The sequence below is a fragment of the Calothrix sp. NIES-2098 genome (assembly GCF_963875125.1).
Classification (GTDB): domain Bacteria; phylum Cyanobacteriota; class Cyanobacteriia; order Cyanobacteriales; family Nostocaceae; genus Aulosira.
Window position 1 is genome coordinate 4,166,979 of sequence record NZ_CAWNKJ010000001.1, and the last position, 16,780, is coordinate 4,183,758.

General features: G+C 42.4%; 26 protein-coding genes and 1 pseudogene. 6 read left to right on the plus strand and 21 right to left on the minus strand.

The window, feature by feature from the left end; genetic code table 11:
• Positions 1-463 precede the first annotated feature (463 nt).
• The gene (locus AACU33_RS17335) at positions 464-1,432 is read left to right on the plus strand and encodes an NAD(P)-dependent alcohol dehydrogenase (protein WP_096589854.1); all 969 of its coding nucleotides are present in this window, start codon (positions 464-466) and stop codon (positions 1,430-1,432) included.
• Between the two features lie 27 nt (positions 1,433-1,459).
• Here AACU33_RS17335 and AACU33_RS17340 read toward each other — a convergent pair whose 3' ends face one another.
• Both AACU33_RS17340 and AACU33_RS17345 read right to left on the minus strand, forming a co-directional pair.
• Positions 1,460-2,176, minus strand: coding sequence for a Uma2 family endonuclease (locus AACU33_RS17340; protein WP_096589855.1), 717 nt, complete (start codon positions 2,174-2,176; stop codon positions 1,460-1,462).
• Between the two features lie 427 nt (positions 2,177-2,603).
• Positions 2,604-3,245 (minus strand): PAP/fibrillin family protein, encoded by a 642-nt coding sequence (locus tag AACU33_RS17345; protein WP_096589856.1) that lies wholly within the window; start codon positions 3,243-3,245, stop codon positions 2,604-2,606.
• A gap of 355 nt (positions 3,246-3,600) precedes the next feature.
• On the opposite strand from AACU33_RS17345, the gene AACU33_RS17350 reads away from it, so the two are divergent.
• The gene (locus tag AACU33_RS17350) at positions 3,601-4,800 is read left to right on the plus strand and encodes a DUF4336 domain-containing protein (protein ID WP_339376100.1); all 1,200 of its coding nucleotides are present in this window, start codon (positions 3,601-3,603) and stop codon (positions 4,798-4,800) included.
• A gap of 23 nt (positions 4,801-4,823) precedes the next feature.
• Here AACU33_RS17350 and AACU33_RS17355 read toward each other — a convergent pair whose 3' ends face one another.
• Positions 4,824-5,207, minus strand: coding sequence for a hypothetical protein (locus AACU33_RS17355; RefSeq protein WP_096589858.1), 384 nt, complete (start codon positions 5,205-5,207; stop codon positions 4,824-4,826).
• 183 nt (positions 5,208-5,390) lie between these two features.
• Here AACU33_RS17355 and AACU33_RS17360 point away from each other — a divergent pair, with 183 nt between their 5' ends.
• Positions 5,391-6,407 carry a methyltransferase gene (locus tag AACU33_RS17360; protein WP_096589859.1) on the plus strand — a complete coding sequence of 339 codons (1,017 nt, stop codon included), beginning with the start codon at positions 5,391-5,393 and terminating at the stop codon, positions 6,405-6,407.
• Positions 6,408-6,556: 149 nt separating this feature from the next.
• Here AACU33_RS17360 and AACU33_RS17365 read toward each other — a convergent pair whose 3' ends face one another.
• The 16 genes and pseudogenes from AACU33_RS17365 to AACU33_RS17445 form a co-directional block, all read right to left on the minus strand.
• A complete protein-coding gene (locus AACU33_RS17365; protein WP_096589860.1) occupies positions 6,557-7,348 on the minus strand; it encodes a DUF3891 family protein in 792 nt (263 codons plus the stop codon).
• A gap of 48 nt (positions 7,349-7,396) precedes the next feature.
• Positions 7,397-7,630: a hypothetical protein gene (locus AACU33_RS17370; RefSeq protein ID WP_096589861.1), complete on the minus strand. Its 234-nt coding sequence runs from the start codon at positions 7,628-7,630 to the stop codon at positions 7,397-7,399.
• 13 nt (positions 7,631-7,643) lie between these two features.
• Complete coding sequence (locus AACU33_RS17375) at positions 7,644-7,853, minus strand: hypothetical protein (RefSeq protein ID WP_339376101.1); 210 nt, start codon at positions 7,851-7,853, stop codon at positions 7,644-7,646.
• Positions 7,837-8,001, minus strand: a complete 165-nt coding sequence (locus AACU33_RS17380) for a hypothetical protein (RefSeq protein ID WP_339376102.1) — start codon at positions 7,999-8,001, stop codon at positions 7,837-7,839. The genes AACU33_RS17375 and AACU33_RS17380 overlap by 17 nt, the downstream gene beginning before the upstream one ends.
• A pseudogene (locus tag AACU33_RS17385) lies at positions 7,998-9,177 on the minus strand (IS110 family transposase). Before AACU33_RS17385 ends, AACU33_RS17380 begins: the two are co-directional and overlap by 4 nt.
• 281 nt (positions 9,178-9,458) lie before the next feature.
• Entirely contained in the window at positions 9,459-9,686 is a 228-nt protein-coding gene (locus AACU33_RS17395; protein WP_096589862.1) for a hypothetical protein, read from the minus strand.
• Between the two features lie 31 nt (positions 9,687-9,717).
• Positions 9,718-9,903, minus strand: coding sequence for a hypothetical protein (locus AACU33_RS17400; RefSeq protein ID WP_096589863.1), 186 nt, complete (start codon positions 9,901-9,903; stop codon positions 9,718-9,720).
• A gap of 2 nt (positions 9,904-9,905) precedes the next feature.
• A complete protein-coding gene (locus AACU33_RS17405; RefSeq protein WP_096589864.1) occupies positions 9,906-10,217 on the minus strand; it encodes a hypothetical protein in 312 nt (103 codons plus the stop codon).
• A 71-nt stretch (positions 10,218-10,288) separates the two neighbouring features.
• Positions 10,289-10,582, minus strand: a complete 294-nt coding sequence (locus tag AACU33_RS17410) for a hypothetical protein (RefSeq protein WP_339376105.1) — start codon at positions 10,580-10,582, stop codon at positions 10,289-10,291.
• Positions 10,563-10,763, minus strand: coding sequence for a hypothetical protein (locus tag AACU33_RS17415; RefSeq protein WP_096589866.1), 201 nt, complete (start codon positions 10,761-10,763; stop codon positions 10,563-10,565). The genes AACU33_RS17410 and AACU33_RS17415 overlap by 20 nt, the downstream gene beginning before the upstream one ends.
• The gene (locus AACU33_RS17420; RefSeq protein ID WP_096589867.1) at positions 10,750-11,295 is read right to left on the minus strand and encodes a hypothetical protein; all 546 of its coding nucleotides are present in this window, start codon (positions 11,293-11,295) and stop codon (positions 10,750-10,752) included. Before AACU33_RS17420 ends, AACU33_RS17415 begins: the two co-directional genes overlap by 14 nt.
• Positions 11,277-11,549: a hypothetical protein gene (locus AACU33_RS17425; protein ID WP_096589868.1), complete on the minus strand. Its 273-nt coding sequence runs from the start codon at positions 11,547-11,549 to the stop codon at positions 11,277-11,279. Before AACU33_RS17425 ends, AACU33_RS17420 begins: the two co-directional genes overlap by 19 nt.
• Positions 11,549-12,055, minus strand: coding sequence for a hypothetical protein (locus AACU33_RS17430; RefSeq protein WP_096589869.1), 507 nt, complete (start codon positions 12,053-12,055; stop codon positions 11,549-11,551). Before AACU33_RS17430 ends, AACU33_RS17425 begins: the two co-directional genes overlap by 1 nt.
• Positions 12,056-12,060: 5 nt before the next feature.
• On the minus strand, positions 12,061-12,306 hold the full coding sequence (locus AACU33_RS17435) for a hypothetical protein (protein WP_096589870.1): 246 nt from the start codon (positions 12,304-12,306) through the stop codon (positions 12,061-12,063).
• Positions 12,296-12,793 carry a hypothetical protein gene (locus AACU33_RS17440; protein ID WP_339376106.1) on the minus strand — a complete coding sequence of 166 codons (498 nt, stop codon included), beginning with the start codon at positions 12,791-12,793 and terminating at the stop codon, positions 12,296-12,298. Before AACU33_RS17440 ends, AACU33_RS17435 begins: the two co-directional genes overlap by 11 nt.
• Positions 12,786-12,989, minus strand: a complete 204-nt coding sequence (locus AACU33_RS17445) for a hypothetical protein (RefSeq protein WP_096589872.1) — start codon at positions 12,987-12,989, stop codon at positions 12,786-12,788. The genes AACU33_RS17440 and AACU33_RS17445 overlap by 8 nt, the downstream gene beginning before the upstream one ends.
• A 273-nt stretch (positions 12,990-13,262) precedes the next feature.
• Between AACU33_RS17445 and AACU33_RS17450 the strand changes: the two genes are divergently transcribed.
• The 3 genes from AACU33_RS17450 to AACU33_RS17460 all read left to right on the plus strand — a co-directional run bounded on the left by AACU33_RS17450 (position 13,263) and on the right by AACU33_RS17460 (position 15,649).
• Entirely contained in the window at positions 13,263-13,691 is a 429-nt protein-coding gene (locus AACU33_RS17450; RefSeq protein ID WP_096589873.1) for a hypothetical protein, read from the plus strand.
• A gap of 145 nt (positions 13,692-13,836) precedes the next feature.
• Entirely contained in the window at positions 13,837-14,814 is a 978-nt protein-coding gene (locus tag AACU33_RS17455; protein ID WP_096589874.1) for a hypothetical protein, read from the plus strand.
• 88 nt (positions 14,815-14,902) lie between these two features.
• Complete coding sequence (locus AACU33_RS17460) at positions 14,903-15,649, plus strand: hypothetical protein (RefSeq protein WP_096589875.1); 747 nt, start codon at positions 14,903-14,905, stop codon at positions 15,647-15,649.
• A gap of 216 nt (positions 15,650-15,865) precedes the next feature.
• On the opposite strand, the gene AACU33_RS17465 is transcribed toward AACU33_RS17460, so the two are convergent.
• On the minus strand, positions 15,866-16,030 hold the full coding sequence (locus tag AACU33_RS17465) for a hypothetical protein (protein WP_339376107.1): 165 nt from the start codon (positions 16,028-16,030) through the stop codon (positions 15,866-15,868).
• Positions 16,027-16,608, minus strand: a complete 582-nt coding sequence (locus AACU33_RS17470; RefSeq protein WP_096589876.1) for a tyrosine-type recombinase/integrase — start codon at positions 16,606-16,608, stop codon at positions 16,027-16,029. The genes AACU33_RS17465 and AACU33_RS17470 overlap by 4 nt, the downstream gene beginning before the upstream one ends.
• Between the last annotated feature and the right edge of the window lie 172 nt (positions 16,609-16,780).

Sequence of the window (16,780 nt, forward strand, 5' to 3'; positions counted from 1 at the left end):
TCTGTATCCAACCTATCATTTTTTTTAAGGAAAAAATGCAATTTATATTTTTTTAATATTTCATTAAGAATGATATGCAATAAGGCTTGTAAAGCCTGATATATAAGGCTTGTGGATGTGTGTGAATAAGTGGGCTAATGCATATCATTTTCAAAAAATTTAATTTTTTAGGTTTATTTTTTCTTTATTTCTCAAGAGGGATGACAAGTAAGTATTTTTTATTTGGTAGCATTTAACTAAAAATAGTTGATGTTATTTAAGTCCTACGTAAAACATCTAAAGTTTGTGATTTAGCAATATTAATCGATAAAAATAATGTAACTTTATGAGGAATAATCTCTTTCAAGCAATGAGTATACGCAGAAGTACAAGATACGAGCTTATTCTCATTCTCCCTAATCTCTATTCCCAGTCCCCAGTAAACTGTATTCATAGAGAAAAACGGGGTAGCAGGAGGAAAAAGATGAAAGCTGTTGTTATCCGTCGATATGGGTCTGCTGAGGTGTTGCAGTATGAGGATGTGGAGCAACCAAAAATTCAGCCAGACCAAATACTTGTGAAGATTCACGCCAGTAGTGTAAATCCTGTTGATTGGAAAATCCGCCAGGGAATGTTGCAATTGCTCACAGGTTACAATTTTCCGATGATTTTGGGATTTGATTTGGCGGGAGAAGTTGTAGAGGTTGGTTCTAGTGTCAGGCGTTTTCAGCCAGGAGATGCAATCTACGGTAGTACTGCTTTCCCTGGAGGTGCTTATGCAGAATTTGCGGCTATCCCTGAAACTTTAGCGGCTCCCAAACCTACGAACTTGAGCTACGAAGAAGCCGCCGTTGTTCCTTTAGCTGCGCTCACGGCTTTGCAAGCATTACGCGACCAGGGTAATATCCAGTCAGGGCAAACAGTGTTGATTAATGGAGCAGCTGGTGGTGTAGGCATTTTTGCAGTGCAAATTGCCAAGGCTTTGGGGACAGAGGTAACGGGAGTTTGCAGCACCAAAAACGTAGATTTTGTGAAATCTTTGGGAGCAGATAGGGTAACTGATTATACACAACAAGACTTTACCCAAGAAACAAGGCAGTATGACATTATTTTCGATGTTGTTGGTAAGCGATCGCCTTCTGAATGCAAACGCGTCCTTAAACCCAATGGCATATATATCACAACTCTACCGAGCGCTGAAAGTGTCGTGCAGAGTGTTTTAACAACCTTCCTACCCGGCCAAAAAGTTAAATTTGTTTTAGAAAAACCCAATAGTAAGGACTTGCTGTATTTAAAAGAGTTGATTGAAGCGGGTAAAATTCGGGTTGTGATTCACCGCACATATCCTTTACAAGAATTAGCAGCGGCTCATACAGAAAGTGAAACAGAACGTGCTGTTGGAAAAATTGCGTTGGCGCAGCCCGTCGTAGACATCGCTGTTATCGGAAAATAGCCTCGATTGATTGGGTGCGATCGCTAATTACAAATTATCTGTGTCAATTCCCTGCTGTTTGAGTTTAGCTAACAACTCCTGATAGCGATCGCGCTCTTTTTCTAATTCTTCTAAAGCCGCTTCCTTGGCTTGACGTTCTTGTTCTGCACGTTGGCGTTCTTGTTCGCGTAAAGAGTCAATTTCTACAGGTGTCAAAAATTTTTGTCCAGTAGGTGAAAATATTTCTAGTGTATCTGCTGTTAGTTGAAAACGGATTCCCAAACGCGGACTTGCCCAGCCATTCATCTCTTCGATGACTTCAAAACTATCCCCAGAACGCAGCAAGCCATTTAAATCGTTCTTAGCTGGATCGTAAATATAATATTCTTCTACACCGTAACGCTGGTAAAACTGCAATTTTTTGGTCATTTCTTTGAGCGTGTTACCTGGCGATAGTATTTCAAATACTACCTGTGGGGGAATATTATCTTCATCCCACTGTAAATAGGAACCTCGTTTTCCTTTTGGTCTACCAAAAACGACCATCGTATCCGGTGCTTGTTTAATATTAGGGTTTCCTTGAACTGGATACCAAAACAAATCTCCGGCGATAAATACATCAGCTTGTGACGCAAATAGAATTTCTAAATTTTCTTTAATTTTGACAATCCATGTAAATTGTTCTGTATTATCCGCCATTGGCTGTCCGTCGCTTTCCGGGTAGATGACTTTGATGGTGGTTTCTGGTGTAACTTGTTGTACCACTGCTGCACCTCCAAGTATGGGGTTTTGCTATTATTTATAGTTTAAATAAGGTTGGATGCGTAGACGCAAAGTGGTGAAGAGGTCACAGCCTTAGCTGTTCCCGTCGATTGCGTTAGCGAGGAACGAGCGTCACCCCCGAAATCGTTCGCGTCAGCTCAGTGCTAATAGTTTCGGTAAAGTTCAATTTCTACAGGTAACTTCAGCTATTTGGTTTTAGCTAGATAACGGGCAATCTATTGTTTTGGCAGGTGAAGAATTGCAAATTATTATATTTCGTAATAGAAATAGGAATCTTGCCAATGAAACTTAATTTTGTTCAAAATGTTCGCAAAAAAATTGAAAGCGTATATGCTTAGTTAAAATCCATTTATAGAAATGAGAATTTCAGCAAATAAAGATTGATAAAGTAAGGCGATCGCATTTAAATCTAGGAAGTAATATTGGGTAAATTCTTGCATTTGTTCAAAATATATAAACTGTCATCTCCTCCCCGTCCAATTCTCAATGTTTCATCTAAATAAGTAATGTCGAGAGTGGCAATTCTATCATTAGGATTTTTTGCTGGCATAACTTTATATGGATTAAGTTGCGGAGTGTTAATGCCGACAATCTTCTCAATTGCTAAATAACGTGTTTTGAAAGAGACGTTGATACGTTTGTGTGCTGGCGATACCTCTTCTTGAGCAGGTTCAAAGCTAGCTGCTACTTTGACATATCCTGATACTAGCCCCAAAAAATGTCGAACTTTAGCGAGATTGAAAAACGATTTATTAGCAACATTGATCGCTTGATAAACTTGACACACTTTCAACCCCAATGGTAAGGAAGCTAAAGCACGAATTTCTCTAGCTGTGGAGTATTTTAGCTGCCAAGTTCCATCTAGCAAAGCAGTAGCATTGAGTAGTGGATACGGATTGGGATTGACACTTTCTAATTCCGTCGCCAATTTTTCAATTTCTAAGGCTAAGGTATTGTCTAGCTGCAAATTCGTAGCAGGTCCATCGCTATTGGTTTGAATCTTGTCAAGCGAGGCTTGTAATTTTTCCTTTAATAAGAGTCGATTGTTCAAGATTTATTAATTTTCCTTTGATAGCTTATGTATTTTATTAACCACCATTTCGTTGCTATTTGGAGGTTAATTTTTTATTCTCCCGTAAAAACGGCATCTCGGTTTTACGCTTGCTATTCCTGAGATTGCCTCTAAGAAAATACTACTTCTCAGTGCTGTAGTCAGCAATCAGAATTTTGACTCATGTTTAACTTATACCGACTTCATCAATCGTTTTGACATACGGAATCTTGTTAAGGACAAAGAAACTCCGCCCCTACAGATGCATTACGTTTTATGAACGCAGGAATAAGCTGTTTCTCTCTTCCCTTCTAATGCTAGAAATTGGAAAGAGCATGAAATGGGTAGAAAAACTATGATTGCACAGGGGCCACAAGTACAACAGATAAATCCACGCGATTGGTCATGGCCGTTTTGGCCTGCTGTACCACTATACCCCTACGGCAAACGCAGGACAGTTTGCACTGAAGTAGTGAAGGATACTATCTGGACATTCGACCAGCTGCACGGCATTCTCTACACCATTGTGCCCATTCGGATGACTGCGATCGCATTAGAAGCTGGTGGTTTGTTGGTGTATGCGCCCGTCGCACCTACTCCTGAGTGTATCCGCTTGCTTAATGAGTTGGTGGCAAAGCATGGCGATGTTAAATACATTGTTCTGCCTACAAGTTCGGGTTTGGAACATAAGGTTTTTGTTGGGCCGTTCGCTAGACGCTTTCCCAAAGCGCAGGTTTTTGTTGCGCCTCATCAATGGAGTTTTCCAGTAAACTTACCTCTGAGTTGGCTTGGCTTTCCTCAAAAACGCACCCAGGAAATCCCAGAAGATAAAAGTCAAGTTCCTTTCGGCGATGAATTTGATTATGCGGTGTTAGATATCAACTTGGGACGGGGATCTTTTGCAGAAGTGGCAGTTTTCCATAAGCGATCGCGTACTCTATTACTCACCGATACCATACTTTCTGTACCAGAAGATCCGCCTGCGATCGCCCAAATAGATCCCTATCCTTTACTATTTCATGCCAGAGAAAATGGTTCGGAAGTGATTGAAGATAATCCAGCAAACCGCCGTAAAGGATGGCAACGCATCTGTTTATTTGCGATATACTTTCGTCCCAGCGCCCTAGAGGTGGCTGGATTGAAGCAGATATTAGGGGATATTCTCAAAGCACCAGATCGCTCAAAAAAAGCTTATTTTGGGTTATATCCTTTTAAATGGCAAGAAAATTGGCAGCAATCATTTGCAAATCTTCGAGGCGATGGGCGTCCGTTTGTCGCGCCGATTTTGCAAACCCTGATTCTTCCCCAAGCACCAAAACAAGTACTTGACTGGGCTGATAAAGTTGCAAATTGGGATTTTCAGCAAATTATTAGTTGTCATTTTGACTCGCTAATCAAAACAAATCCTCACCAATTCCGCCAAGCATTCGCTTTTTTGGAGAAGAATGCATTTGTCAGCCAACCCCTACCAGAAGAAGATGTGCGATTTATCAAAGAACTTGAAGCTGGTTTGCTGAAGCGGGGAATTGCTACACCACCTAAAGAGAAAGTATGAAATTAGGCGTCGATTGAGAATTCTCAGCGTACAAATCCAGCAACGTGATTTTCAAACGTTTTGCTGAGAACGTTAAACTGGCGCACCCATTCTTCTGCTTCCGCACTTAATTTACCGAAAATCTTCATATCAATGGGTTTAACAGTAGCAACAAACTCTTGAAATTCGGGCCATGCTGTCATCATATTGATATGCTGGATAATTTGGCTGCGATCGGCAAAGGTAAGAATTGCGCCCAATTCGGATGATTCCAAATTGGCATAAAACTGCAAAGTTACAAGTGCCTTAATTCCTTCAGTCTCAAGTCTTCGCGCTAGCGCCTGACTGGCGGCTGTAAATTCTGTAAAAGATTTTGTTAACTCTAGTACTTCAACAATCGTGACGCGTTCACTGGCTGATGAGTTCATAAAAATATGCCATCTGCGAACCTTAGAACTTAATGATACAAGATACTGAGACACAAACCTCAAATGCTCAAGATTAAGTATTCTCAGCAGAAATTAAGATTTGCCAACAATGGAGAGTAAAGCTGTAGATATTCAGTATCAATAAAGAGCGATCGCTAACATACTGTATTAATTTATCTCACAATGTCTAACCAACCTTCACCTCCTTCACCAGCACATTTTTTTAACACAGTTAATGCTTACCAAAACACAGCCGCGATTAAAGCAGCTGTAGAATTAGAAGTTTTTACTGCCATCGGTTCGGGAATTGAGTCGGCTGTATCACTGGCGCAAAAGTGTCAAGCTTCAGAACGTGGTATGCGAATGTTATGTGATTATTTAACAATTATTGGCTTTTTGACAAAGGAAACAGACGGTTATAAACTAACACCTGATTCAGCAAAGTTTCTGGATAAAAAAAGTCCTGCTTATGCAGGAGATGTAATGGAATTTCTCTTGGCTGACACTATAACTCAAGCTTTTGCAAACCTCACAACTGCTGTGCGTCAGGGAGGAACTGCTCTGTCTGCTCAAGGCACTTTAGAAAGCGAACATCCAGTCTGGGTAAGATTTGCACGAGCAATGTCACCTTTAATGAAAATGCCAGCACAATTAATTGCTCAACTTGTAAATGGAGATAATCAAAACCATATAAAAGTGTTAGATATCGCAGCCAGTCACGGCTTATTTGGTATTGCTTTTGCGCAACAAAACCCGAATGCAGAAATTGTTGCCCTTGATTGGGAACCTGTGTTAGAGGTAGCAAAAGATAATGCTATTAAAGTAGGTGTAGGAGAGCGTTTTCAGACAATTGCTGGGAGCGCCTTTGATGTAGATTATGGCAGCGATTACGACATAATTTTACTACCTAATTTCTTGCATCACTTTGATATTCCCACTTGCGAACAGTTGTTAAAAAAGGTTCGCGCTGCTTTGAAAGAGAATGGCAGAGTGATGACATTTGAGTTTATTCCTGATAGCGATCGCATTCATCCTCCTGATGCTGGTGTTTTTAGTCTGACAATGTTAGCAACAACCCCAAAAGGCGATGCTTATACCTTTGCAGAGTACGAGCAGATGTTTGCTAATGCTGGTTTTAGGCGGAGCGAACTGCATTCAATCGCACCTCTGTTTCAACGAGTAGTGATTTCGTATAAGTAACTATTTAATTCCTATAGTCGAGATTGGGAAAAGTATAAAGACTGTCGCATTTATTCTTTCCCAGCCTCTATTTCCAAAAAAGCGATGGTCTTTTAAAATTTAGAGGTAAACTTTTACTTTTGATAAGCTAATAATATTAAAAGAGTATGTCAGCCTGGTATTAAGGTAGTGGTTAGAGTTACATAACAATCATTGCTCAAAGTCTCCCGCATCGCTGTTTCATCTGTAAAAGTTTGTCGTAGAAGTCGCCCCTCATAAACCAGTTTGATTTCGCTTTGCTCAAATGGCCAAGGAGACATAATTGCTGTGTAATGATTATCTTTGTCTTCTATCAAAGTTAACTTTAATGTAGTTTCTTCATTAACCGTTGGCACTTGAATAATATGTTGTTCTCCAACCTTACCTACACATAAAATTATCGAGAGTGCATCCCATGTTGCTACTAGCTTTTTGTTGCGCTCGATAACTTCTACTGTTGCATAAGGTGCATAGTATTCGTCTTTTTTAAGAAGATCAATAATTTGTTTTTGAAAAGCATACTCGTTGTTTAAAAAATTTCGCACAATTTGAGCAGATTTGTGTGAGTTTTGCCAGCTTGTAAATCGCTCATACAATCCGGTGCCGTGGAGCGAAACAAGTAGTGTTACATACCTACCCAAAGGAAATGCTAGCTGTTTAGCACCAGACCAAATATCTATATGTACTTCGGTTGGAAGTTCGGTGAACTTATAAGGGTAGCCAGTTTGTGGGTTAAGCGTAGGTTGTTGTTCCCATCGCAGCCAACCTATATCGTGTTGTTCGGCAGCAAGACAAACTTCTTCCTTGGGGACAAACTCACCAAATTTTTCGTTTCCCCAAGCTCGTGCCAATTGGCCTGAAAGCCACGCATGATGTGGTTGAGTGATGCAAATCAATCCATACTTTGATAAGCGATGCAGCATGAGTTCAAATCTTAATGTATTCCTTGCCTTTCACTCTAGTAAGACTTCTCAATCTTTGTACGCTAGTCCCGCCAACCTGTAGCCATTTTGTACGGGCGCAACGCGCATCACTGGAAATTGATTGTTACCGTATTCAGTGTAAAAAGTTACTTCCCACACATCTGTTTCATCGTCCCATTGCATACCAATGAATTCATAATCTCTATATCCTTTCTCGTCCATTCCTTCACAGGCTTTTTCAAAAATTTTTACTAGTTCTTGAGCTTGGCTTTTGTTTAGCACTAGTTAAACTCCTCTAGTAGTATTCTTCAGAACTTAGTTGCTCCCAATCGCGATCGCTCAATTTTGACTCGCACCTGGCACAAACGAAAACCTCATCTGGTAGTGGGTCGCTTTCGGTTAAGGTTTCAAGTTCCTGCTTAGTTATGGGAATTGTCCAGTAATGCAAGCTTCTGCGCTTGCAATCAGGACAGTCATAGTAGCCAGGTTTAAGTCTGTTGGTCATCGGTTGGTCTACTACCTAAATATTTCTGGCGTATTAAGTCCATAAGAGCTTGTGCTTGCTCTTGGCTGATTTTCACAGTTCTCTGCTTACGCTTGCCATCCTCAGAGAACTGTATGACTAACTTACAGTCTGCATTATCATTTGTCATTTAACTAACTCCCGAAACAATAACCTTGCAGCTTGTGACGCAACTTTCATCCTCACCAACTTGACCGGCCGACCGGCTGCTTTTTCTCTATCAAGCAACTCCCCTAGCGATGCACCGATGGAGTTATCCAAACGCGATCGCCTTGGTTCAATCCTGGTAAACACCCACTGCCACATGGCTTTTCTACACAGGTCGCTACCACCAATAACTTTGGACTTTCGACTGTCGCCTGATGACTCCAGGCTGGGAGCCAACCCCAATGCTTTTTGAAATCTTCTTAGCGAAAGGTGACGTTTGGTAGGCTTTTTGGAGTTACGCCCCTGGCGTATACGAACCTCTGGTTTACCATCAGCATCGAGGAAAGTTTCAATCGGGTAAATTTGACTAATCATCACTGCTTGCAACCGCGGGCCAAACCCGAAACGCGCGAATATTGCTCTGTAGCGCTCAAACCGCACATCGTCGAGCAATGCTCGTAACTCCTCCTCGATGCTGAATTCCTCCCTCTGGAGATTGCAAAGCCGGCTGGCATGGTGGCGAACGCTGTCAGTTATCCCCAGTCCCACAGTTTGAAAGTAAAGGGAGTCATATTTTTTTGACGGGCGATCGCCACAAAGCCAACCCCAAAGTAAAGGCACTTCACCCGATGCACTGCGGCGGGATTGTACCAGTGCAACTTCAGGAAATTGCCAAGCTAAATCTTGACGCAACCTGTTAATGATAGGACTTTGCACCCGATTAAGATGAGCCAACCTCAGCACTAATTCCCGAATCCGGACTATCACCTCATCTCTGATTTGCACAAATCGCCGTGGGTCTTGGTGGTAATCAAAGTAGTAACAGCTAAGAGCTAAATGAATCAGCGTCATCATCTTTATCCGGCAGTGCCAGGTGATTGGCGCGATACGATCGTAATTCCTTGTGACCAACTAACCTTACTTCCACTCCTGCACGCGCCAGGTGAGTACCCCACAATTTTGAGTAATTATTACCAGTCGGTTCCATGATTGCCACATCGGGTTTTAGGTCGAGTAGTTTCCTAATTCCCGTGCTATTAGCTTCAATTTTTAAAAACTGATGCTCATAATAAAATTGACGTGGTGATATGGGCTTTTCTAGTAATAGACAAGCCGAAACTGAGGACTTGCTAATATCAAGCCCCAAAACCTTAATCATTGCGTTTCCTCTGGGTGGTCAAATTACCCTAATGTCACTGCCTGCGAATCACCCGTAAGCCGTATGAGCTTCTTTCACTCTCAAGGCAATGCCGCAGCTGCTAACTGCGGCGACATAGGGAGGATACAAGGTAACTCGCAGTAGCCGAGCTTATGAAAGGCAGAAAGCTACATGAGCTTGATTCAAGTTAAAAGCCCTAAGCTACTGTTTGCCATCTTGGCGACTGGTTTGGACTCAGACCGCGACGTGGCAATGCCACGTTTCGCCAGTGTCCTGGCTCATCAGGCGGCATCGCTTTTAGGTAAAAGTTTTTGCAGTAAGCTGATAGCTCTAATCACATCTGTTGCAACATTTTCATCAATCTCTGTTTCCGCAGCTTCAAACTGACCGACATATCTAATTGCTTTTTCAATATGCGCTTTGGCTTTGCATAGTTGATGATATGTCAGGTAATAGTCCGTAACTGGATCTGGAATATTGTTTTGATTGGTTGATTTGGGGTCATTCATAAGCTTGAAACATTAGTTTTAGTATTAACGCTTAGTGTCGATTCAATTCTTCATAGTGTTGTTCTATCTGCCATTGTTCGTAGTCTTCATCACTTAATTCGTCGGGGTTAACTTCCTCACTCTCAACGATGATTGAGTCTTCGAGTTTTTCTAAATCTTCCGCGTCAAGCTGCTTTAGTCGGTAGCTCGACAGCCTCACTTTTTTTGGTTCATTCATGATTAAAAGCTTTCATCTCCTGGTTCTTCACGCCGCAGCCTGTCGCTTTCTTCCAGCAATTTCAATATTCTTGCTGCAATAAAAGAACGGTCGTAATGAGGTAAGCCACTAGCAGAAAGCGATGTCAGTAAAATTGTTAATTCTGGCTCTAAATTGAGTTTCACATTCATATGTGGAACTAGTGGAAGCATACAGCGAGCGTATGCTCTTACCTCCTTATGTGTGAGCTTGCCAAAATCTGTAGACTCATCATTTTTGGCAATTCGCTCAATAATTGTTTTGAAACCTTTCGTATTTCCATCAAATCCAAACATTTACCTGTGGTATTTTCTATTTGTTAACGTTTCAAGTTTTTGAATTGGTTATCCCAAAAGAGCCAATTCTTTCAAATCTTCCTCCCACCTGGCTGCAACAAGTCGAGCATCATCCCCATAAAAAAGCTGTCTGTCGCCAGAACTCCAAGTAATAACAGTGACAGCTGTATTTTCTTTCGTTTCAGTCTCCAACTGCCGGACATAGTGAAGGTTAATCCAACCCGCGCGGGTCGTTTTGACAATACTGAACATGACATTTTGTGTGATTTGTGATACATAGGCATTGTGTAAAAGACAAAAATCTCGTAGGGCGATCGCAGTGGTAAAAAGCGATCGCCTTTTTCATTACTTGCTGCTTGACTCAATGCGCTCAATCACAATTGCCCCGGTGTTATCAGCAATTTCGCAAGCACTCATTCCACTTATTTCCATAGCAGCCATCTGCACTGGGAAATGAACAGATAATTCTCCTTGACTCATCTCAAATTGCCTTTCTTGTTCATTCCCCTCATACAAAGTGACAAGATAATTTTCATCCCCATCCATTACGCTCACCCTCATCAAAAAGCTGTTGCAAAAACTGTTCGCCTTTATCCCACTGACCGCCACGCAGCCGCAACACTTCCTGAAGCACAAAAGTTTTACCCTTGACTTCAAGTAGCGACTTCACCGCTAAATACAAGGCTTTTCTGTGTGAAGTTGAAGTTGAAGTTTCACCAGTGCGATTAGCGCTCGGCTCTCTATATAAATGTTCCAGCGCTTTTTGCAGTTCCTCTGTGACTTCCGGCGGGTAAGTCGCACTTGCCTCACCATAAACCTCATGCAATGCCCGTTCTTGGCTTTGCGTGTGCAGTGCCATTTCAACATCTTCCAATTCCTCATTCATTGCGGCGATAGCTTTGCGTCGAGCATCAGCTATCATCACTCGTTCCGATTCTTGGACTAACTGAATACCAGCGACTAGCGCCAGAGAATAGGAAATTCCCTTAGCAATTGGGGGGACGGGGGACAAGGCAGCAAGCCAAAATGCAGCTGTAGCACTTGCCAAGCAGTTAGTTCTCAACCACCGAGAAGCCATGACAGCATCCCCCCTAGGACAATCGAAACTGCGATCGCAATTAGCAAAGCATAGTAATCATGCTCAGAAAGCTTGAGAAACGGGCGAACAGCATCATCAGTCAGCAGTACCACGACTAATGCAGCTGCACACATGATGTAGATAACCCACATGACGCGAGTTAAAGCTGGATGTAACGCCCCTAGCCAAGCAACCGAGCTAGAGGCGATACAGCCGAGTAGAAACCAAGCTCCTAGGTGTACCGCCTTTGCCATTACTTAGCCGCCTTGATTTTGCGTTTCAGTTCCTCAATCCGTTGGTTGGCTTTGTCCTCAGCCTTATCCAGTCCAAAACCTAATTTGGCGTACTCCGGACGCTGACGGTGTAAATGCCTTGCTGTAGAAGCATCAGCACGTTTTTTAGTAAGTTCCGCATCAGCCACACCGCGAATGTAGTTTCTGTGGTGTTTGTGAACTGCTGCGTCTGCTTCTTCAATTCTCCTCAGCCCCCTGTAGGCGCGTTGAGTATGCCGTGCCCCTTCAGATGCACCTTTGGCGATTGCTCTAATTTGGTCGGCTTCTTCCTTGGTAAAATAACGGGGACTGTGGTTAACTTGCGCTGTTCTGACCGTTTCCCAACTACCAGCGTTCATTGGAGTGATAACTGTGGGGTCGGTCGGTGACAGCACAACATTTTTATCTATGGCATGGCCGCCAGTGGAAAGTGATGATTGATTATTGCTGGATTTACCAGCGCTCATAATCCGTGCAAGGAATCCCATAATAATTACCTACAAACTTGGGTTTTAACTTGTTGTAGTTGTTCTGACTGTTGTTTCATTTGGCGCAATTGCACCTGATCCGCACTTTGGTAAGTGCTAATTGAGCCGATAGCCAACCCACCAATTAATGCAGCTGCAACGATAACGAGATATGGTGCATTACTGGCTGCTGGCATCGGTTCTGGCACTTCCGGGTAAAATTCGCCCGTGAATGGTACAACTTTACTACTGAGTGCTTGTTTAGTCTTCATTTCCCTCCAGTAGCATCGGCTGATAGGTGGGTAATAGTAAGCGAGATGTGCCAGCGTTGATGGCTGCACGGACTGAGGTTTGTACGATTTGGCGGTCTTCAGCCGATGGGTTATCTCTCATCTGGACGATCCGTTGCAACACTCTACCCGGTAACTGTCGCCAGTATTCGCGGGCTAGCTTTGTTGCATCGTTCTCTAGCAGTTCTTCAAGAAAGTCACCTGAGTCTAAAATTGAGCCGTCCTCAGTCTCATTTTTCGTTTCGCGCCTGGAGCGTAATAACTCAATTCCCGCTTCAGTCCATAGCTTCTGCTTGTGTTCGTCAACGATGAGATGGGTATCTAATTGAAATACCCCTGGATAACGGCTCAACCAAGTTCTAATCGTGCTTTCTGGGATGTTTGTAAGCTTTGCAGCTTCCGGTGTGGTGTAAAGGTTCATTCCATAGCTTTCCTCATGTGAATTTTGCGATCGCATTTTTTTAGTCATCGCGCATTAGATTGTCGTCATTGACAACGAGAAGAATCGATTTTTCGTTAATCACCACTTCATCAATGTCATACTCACAATCGGTTCCCTCTCCTAGGATGTGAACACTCATCACTGCATCAGGGTCTAAATTTTGCAGTCTCTTGATCAGGTCTTTAACCGTTCCTGTAAGGAATAAATCATTATTTTTGGGCATTGCATTGGGTATTGAGCATCAGTTACACGTTTTGCGATTAAGCACTTCCTCAACTCACCAGCAGGTCTTTACTTTGCACCAATAGCTACAGGCTGCTATCTCTGTCGGTTTGGAGTTGGGTATTGTGCATTGGGCATCAGGTACTTGCAACACGATTGAGCGTTGCGGCAATCATGCGCATGATTGACTATAATATCACCATTAGAAAATTATGCGCAGGATTAGGCTAAAATTATGCGCAGAATTAGATGTTAAAATCATGCGTAGGATTTTATGACTTTTATCAATGAGCAACGAAGATCCGAAGAAGGAATCCAAGAAACACGGCTGGTACAAGGAGAAGAAACAGCCCGTCAACCTGACGCTGACTCCAACAGCCGTCAGTCATCTAGACGCAATCTCTCAGACTCAAAACACCAGCAAGTCGGAAGTCATAGAGACGATGATCAGAGAAAAAATGGAGAAATCGCTTTTACCAACCGAGGTGAAGATACTGGGAAAATTCGAGAGCGTCTCAAGTTAGTAGAAGAATCGTTTTTGACATACGTTCACAATCATCAGCAGTGCCTAGAAGCACGTCTTGATGAAAGTCGAAGTTTAGAGCAAAACTTTTTAACCAGTGTTAGAGAACTTGAGCGTGATATCGATTCCCTAACTTCCACTTACAAGGAGTTAGATAACTCTAACGAAAAACTCGAATAAACCGTCCTCACCGATACATGGGGACGGCTTTTTATTGGGTATTAGCAACTGGCTAATAGCTTGTTTTGTGATGTCAAAAATTAAAAAGCCACCTAGCGGGTGCATCTGCTTGGAGGCTTGGTAACGTTGAATTTCTAATAAGATTATGCCACAAAATACTCTAGAAATTCCTGCTTTCGTGGGACAAGAAACAGTAGTTTCTATCGCAAGACACAGAGAAAAGAAGGTATCAACTAAATTTAATAAACCACACTGCATTGTGCCAATTGATGACATGAGATGGGTAACATCTCAGAGTAAAATCGTGCAAACTCTTTGGCATGAGTGTTGGGCATCTGACCAATTTGGTAGTAGGTGGATAAAGTTACAAACATCACTGAGTGATAAATCATTCAGCCTTGCAAGAAAGGTTTTATACCAAGCAGGATTATTTGAATTTAAACGCGAAACTTGCATTGATGATAGTCGTAAAACAGCAGGTTGGTTAGTAATTAATCTGCACGGTGCAAGACGGATTAAAGATTACTGGTTAAACGACGGTGAAGATATTCCGAATGACGGTCAAGAACTTCCGAATAACAGTGCAGATATTCCGAATGACGGTGAAAATAACCCTTCTATCTCACCTGAAACCCTTGAAAAATCAAGCATTCCAGAACCCCTCAGTAACTCCTCAATAACTTCTCAGGAACTTCTCAAAGAAGTTCCTGAAGAAGAAACCACTACTTGCGAACTCGTTGAGCGAGTTCGCAATCGTGGGGGGAAGATAGGAGAAAAATTAGCCAACATTATGCAAACTGGCTTGAGATTAGCCACTGTTGGTCAACGCCCTAGGGATGAATTTACCAAAGACTTCTTTAAGGGTCGCTATCGATGGCGAATTGATAACGAGCGATTAAATAAATTGCTCAATCTCAATCCTGAATGCCAACAGCAATTTTTTACTAAATTCAAATACTCGTATCAAAACGACGGAATGAGCGCTCCTAAAACATTTGATAAAGTCTTTGACTTTGTTATCCAAAATACTCAACGAATAACCGAAATTATCAAAACATCAATGGAAAGTTTCGCTTCTGTCTGGGAACACTGCAATGTAAGCGAACCAATTCCTACTAGTTGATTTAAGTGTGTAAAAAAATGCCCCTATGTAGGGACAAGGAATATAAAACCATGTTTATTATCAAATATTTCAAAAGAGAGGGTTAGCTATGAGCGAGCAACTTTCTCTATTCACAATTCACCCAGTACAAGTTTCTAAGCCGAAAATTGACCCGTACTGGGATGAAATCACCAAACCCACAATTAAACCTGGCGACTGGGTGAAACTTTCCCCTGATTGGATGCGAAGGCAAGCATCAACAGCAGGTAAATTCGCCAAGGACTATCAGTTTAAATCTGAAAATGACTTAATTTGTAAGGTTTTGTGGGTTGACCCTAGAGGCACGAGCGATATTTCAGTTGACCGTAATGGCTATGGCCTGTTTGTTCCGGCGGGTAACTTTACAGCAGTTGAGCGGGATGATAGCGTTAAACCGTTCAACTCCGATCTAGATAATAACGAGTATCGTCAAAAAGGCTTGGGTAACTTGCTAAACTCAAGTCCTTTTACTGAGGAAAATGTTCGTCCGCAAGCTACACAAAATTCTGCAACCTCACGCAATCATCCAGAATTAGATACCCTCACCAGTGCGGACGAACACATTCACCCCAGTTTTACAGCCGCACAATTTGCGGACGAACACACTCACTGGGTGCAAGAGTATTACGTTCAGCGTGGCAACAAGAAACATCGCTACTATCGCTACTGCTGGATGGTTGGCCGCAAGAAAAACTGCATTCACATTGGCCCGGTCACTTCACCGATTGCTCAAGCCAGGCGCGATGACATCGAGGAGGCGATCGCAATGGGAAAATCACCAGCCGAGATAAAGCAGATGCTTCTTGACTTACCCTGACTTACCCTGACTTGTACGTTTTATGGGTGTGACTTCCCAAAAAAAAATCCCTCACGCGCCGAGGGACATATCCTGCCAAGTGTTTGCACCAGTAAGTTAGCGTATAGACCACAACACCATAACTCATAAAAAATGCGATCGCGCTAATTCAGCAAAGAGCGATCGCCTTCAATCATTAAGGTGAATACCGAAGCAATCACCATAGCCCCTAAATTTTCAAGGGTCAATTCTCAGGCTTGGGGCGACAGACTCCGCGGCCGCATCAATCGCTAGCCCGTAAATCTTTTGCAGTTCAGCCTTAATAACCTCGATATCGGTTATTCGCCCGCTTAAAACCTTGGGCACAAACTCCAAAACCTCAATTGCTAATTGTTCGCTCATAAACTGGCTATCGCCCCTTGGATTCTGTCACTGTCGATTTCGACATAGCGACCCAATGCCTTTAAATCTTTATGTCCTGTTATACGTTGAATGATATAAATATCCGTACCTTTCTTATGTAATTTTGTGATGAAGCTTCTACGGGTACTATGCGTACTGATGCCCTTGGCCGCTAATCCTGCTTTATCAACTGCACTTCTTAAAATATCGTCAGCCCAGCGCATTGTAATACTTCCATCACCTTCGCGGTTGGGGAACAACCAAAGGGAGTTAGTATCAGGCTGATAGGCTGATAGTGCAGCAAAAAGCACATCATGCACCGGGACTTGGCGCGTTTCTCTTTTACCATCGGGTGAAGCTTTGCGAGTCACAGCCCTAAAAGTTATTTCCCGTCTGGGAGTGCCATCGGCGTTGTAGCAATCCTCAACCAACAGCTGCACCAAAGCCCCCCACCTTTCCCCTGTGTACCAGCCTAAATCTAAAAGAAGTCGGTATTTTTGGCTTTTAATCTGTCTGCGAATTTTAGAATAATCCTCATCTGTGAGGATTGAAGATTGACCGCTTCTATTATTCTTCACGATTATTTTTACTCCTCATGAAAGTTCCGGTTTAACCATCACCACTGGTTGAATCGGAACTTTTAAACTTTTAGCTATTAATAATAAGTGGCTCAATCCTAGTCTATGCAGGGAATACACGCCATCAGTAACACTTCCTAATCTACATAAAAGTGGAATATTTACACACAAA

Coding starts and splice junctions, on each gene's coding strand:
- AACU33_RS17355 (WP_096589858.1), bottom strand. CDS start 5,207: ATGAACTCATCAGCCAGTGAACGCGTCACGATTGTTGAAGTACTAGAG.
- AACU33_RS17415 (WP_096589866.1), bottom strand. CDS start 10,763: ATGGATGGGGATGAAAATTATCTTGTCACTTTGTATGAGGGGAATGAA.
- AACU33_RS17435 (WP_096589870.1), bottom strand. CDS start 12,306: ATGAAGACTAAACAAGCACTCAGTAGTAAAGTTGTACCATTCACGGGC.
- AACU33_RS17450 (WP_096589873.1), top strand. CDS start 13,263: ATGACTTTTATCAATGAGCAACGAAGATCCGAAGAAGGAATCCAAGAA.
- AACU33_RS17350 (WP_339376100.1), top strand. CDS start 3,601: ATGATTGCACAGGGGCCACAAGTACAACAGATAAATCCACGCGATTGG.
- AACU33_RS17380 (WP_339376102.1), bottom strand. CDS start 8,001: ATGACAAATGATAATGCAGACTGTAAGTTAGTCATACAGTTCTCTGAG.
- AACU33_RS17405 (WP_096589864.1), bottom strand. CDS start 10,217: ATGTTTGGATTTGATGGAAATACGAAAGGTTTCAAAACAATTATTGAG.
- AACU33_RS17445 (WP_096589872.1), bottom strand. CDS start 12,989: ATGCCCAAAAATAATGATTTATTCCTTACAGGAACGGTTAAAGACCTG.
- AACU33_RS17430 (WP_096589869.1), bottom strand. CDS start 12,055: ATGGGATTCCTTGCACGGATTATGAGCGCTGGTAAATCCAGCAATAAT.
- AACU33_RS17420 (WP_096589867.1), bottom strand. CDS start 11,295: ATGGCTTCTCGGTGGTTGAGAACTAACTGCTTGGCAAGTGCTACAGCT.
- AACU33_RS17465 (WP_339376107.1), bottom strand. CDS start 16,030: ATGAGCGAACAATTAGCAATTGAGGTTTTGGAGTTTGTGCCCAAGGTT.
- AACU33_RS17425 (WP_096589868.1), bottom strand. CDS start 11,549: ATGGCAAAGGCGGTACACCTAGGAGCTTGGTTTCTACTCGGCTGTATC.
- AACU33_RS17375 (WP_339376101.1), bottom strand. CDS start 7,853: ATGACCAACAGACTTAAACCTGGCTACTATGACTGTCCTGATTGCAAG.
- AACU33_RS17440 (WP_339376106.1), bottom strand. CDS start 12,793: ATGACTAAAAAAATGCGATCGCAAAATTCACATGAGGAAAGCTATGGA.
- AACU33_RS17395 (WP_096589862.1), bottom strand. CDS start 9,686: ATGAATGACCCCAAATCAACCAATCAAAACAATATTCCAGATCCAGTT.
- AACU33_RS17460 (WP_096589875.1), top strand. CDS start 14,903: ATGAGCGAGCAACTTTCTCTATTCACAATTCACCCAGTACAAGTTTCT.
- AACU33_RS17365 (WP_096589860.1), bottom strand. CDS start 7,348: ATGCTGCATCGCTTATCAAAGTATGGATTGATTTGCATCACTCAACCA.
- AACU33_RS17400 (WP_096589863.1), bottom strand. CDS start 9,903: ATGAATGAACCAAAAAAAGTGAGGCTGTCGAGCTACCGACTAAAGCAG.
- AACU33_RS17455 (WP_096589874.1), top strand. CDS start 13,837: ATGCCACAAAATACTCTAGAAATTCCTGCTTTCGTGGGACAAGAAACA.
- AACU33_RS17335 (WP_096589854.1), top strand. CDS start 464: ATGAAAGCTGTTGTTATCCGTCGATATGGGTCTGCTGAGGTGTTGCAG.
- AACU33_RS17360 (WP_096589859.1), top strand. CDS start 5,391: ATGTCTAACCAACCTTCACCTCCTTCACCAGCACATTTTTTTAACACA.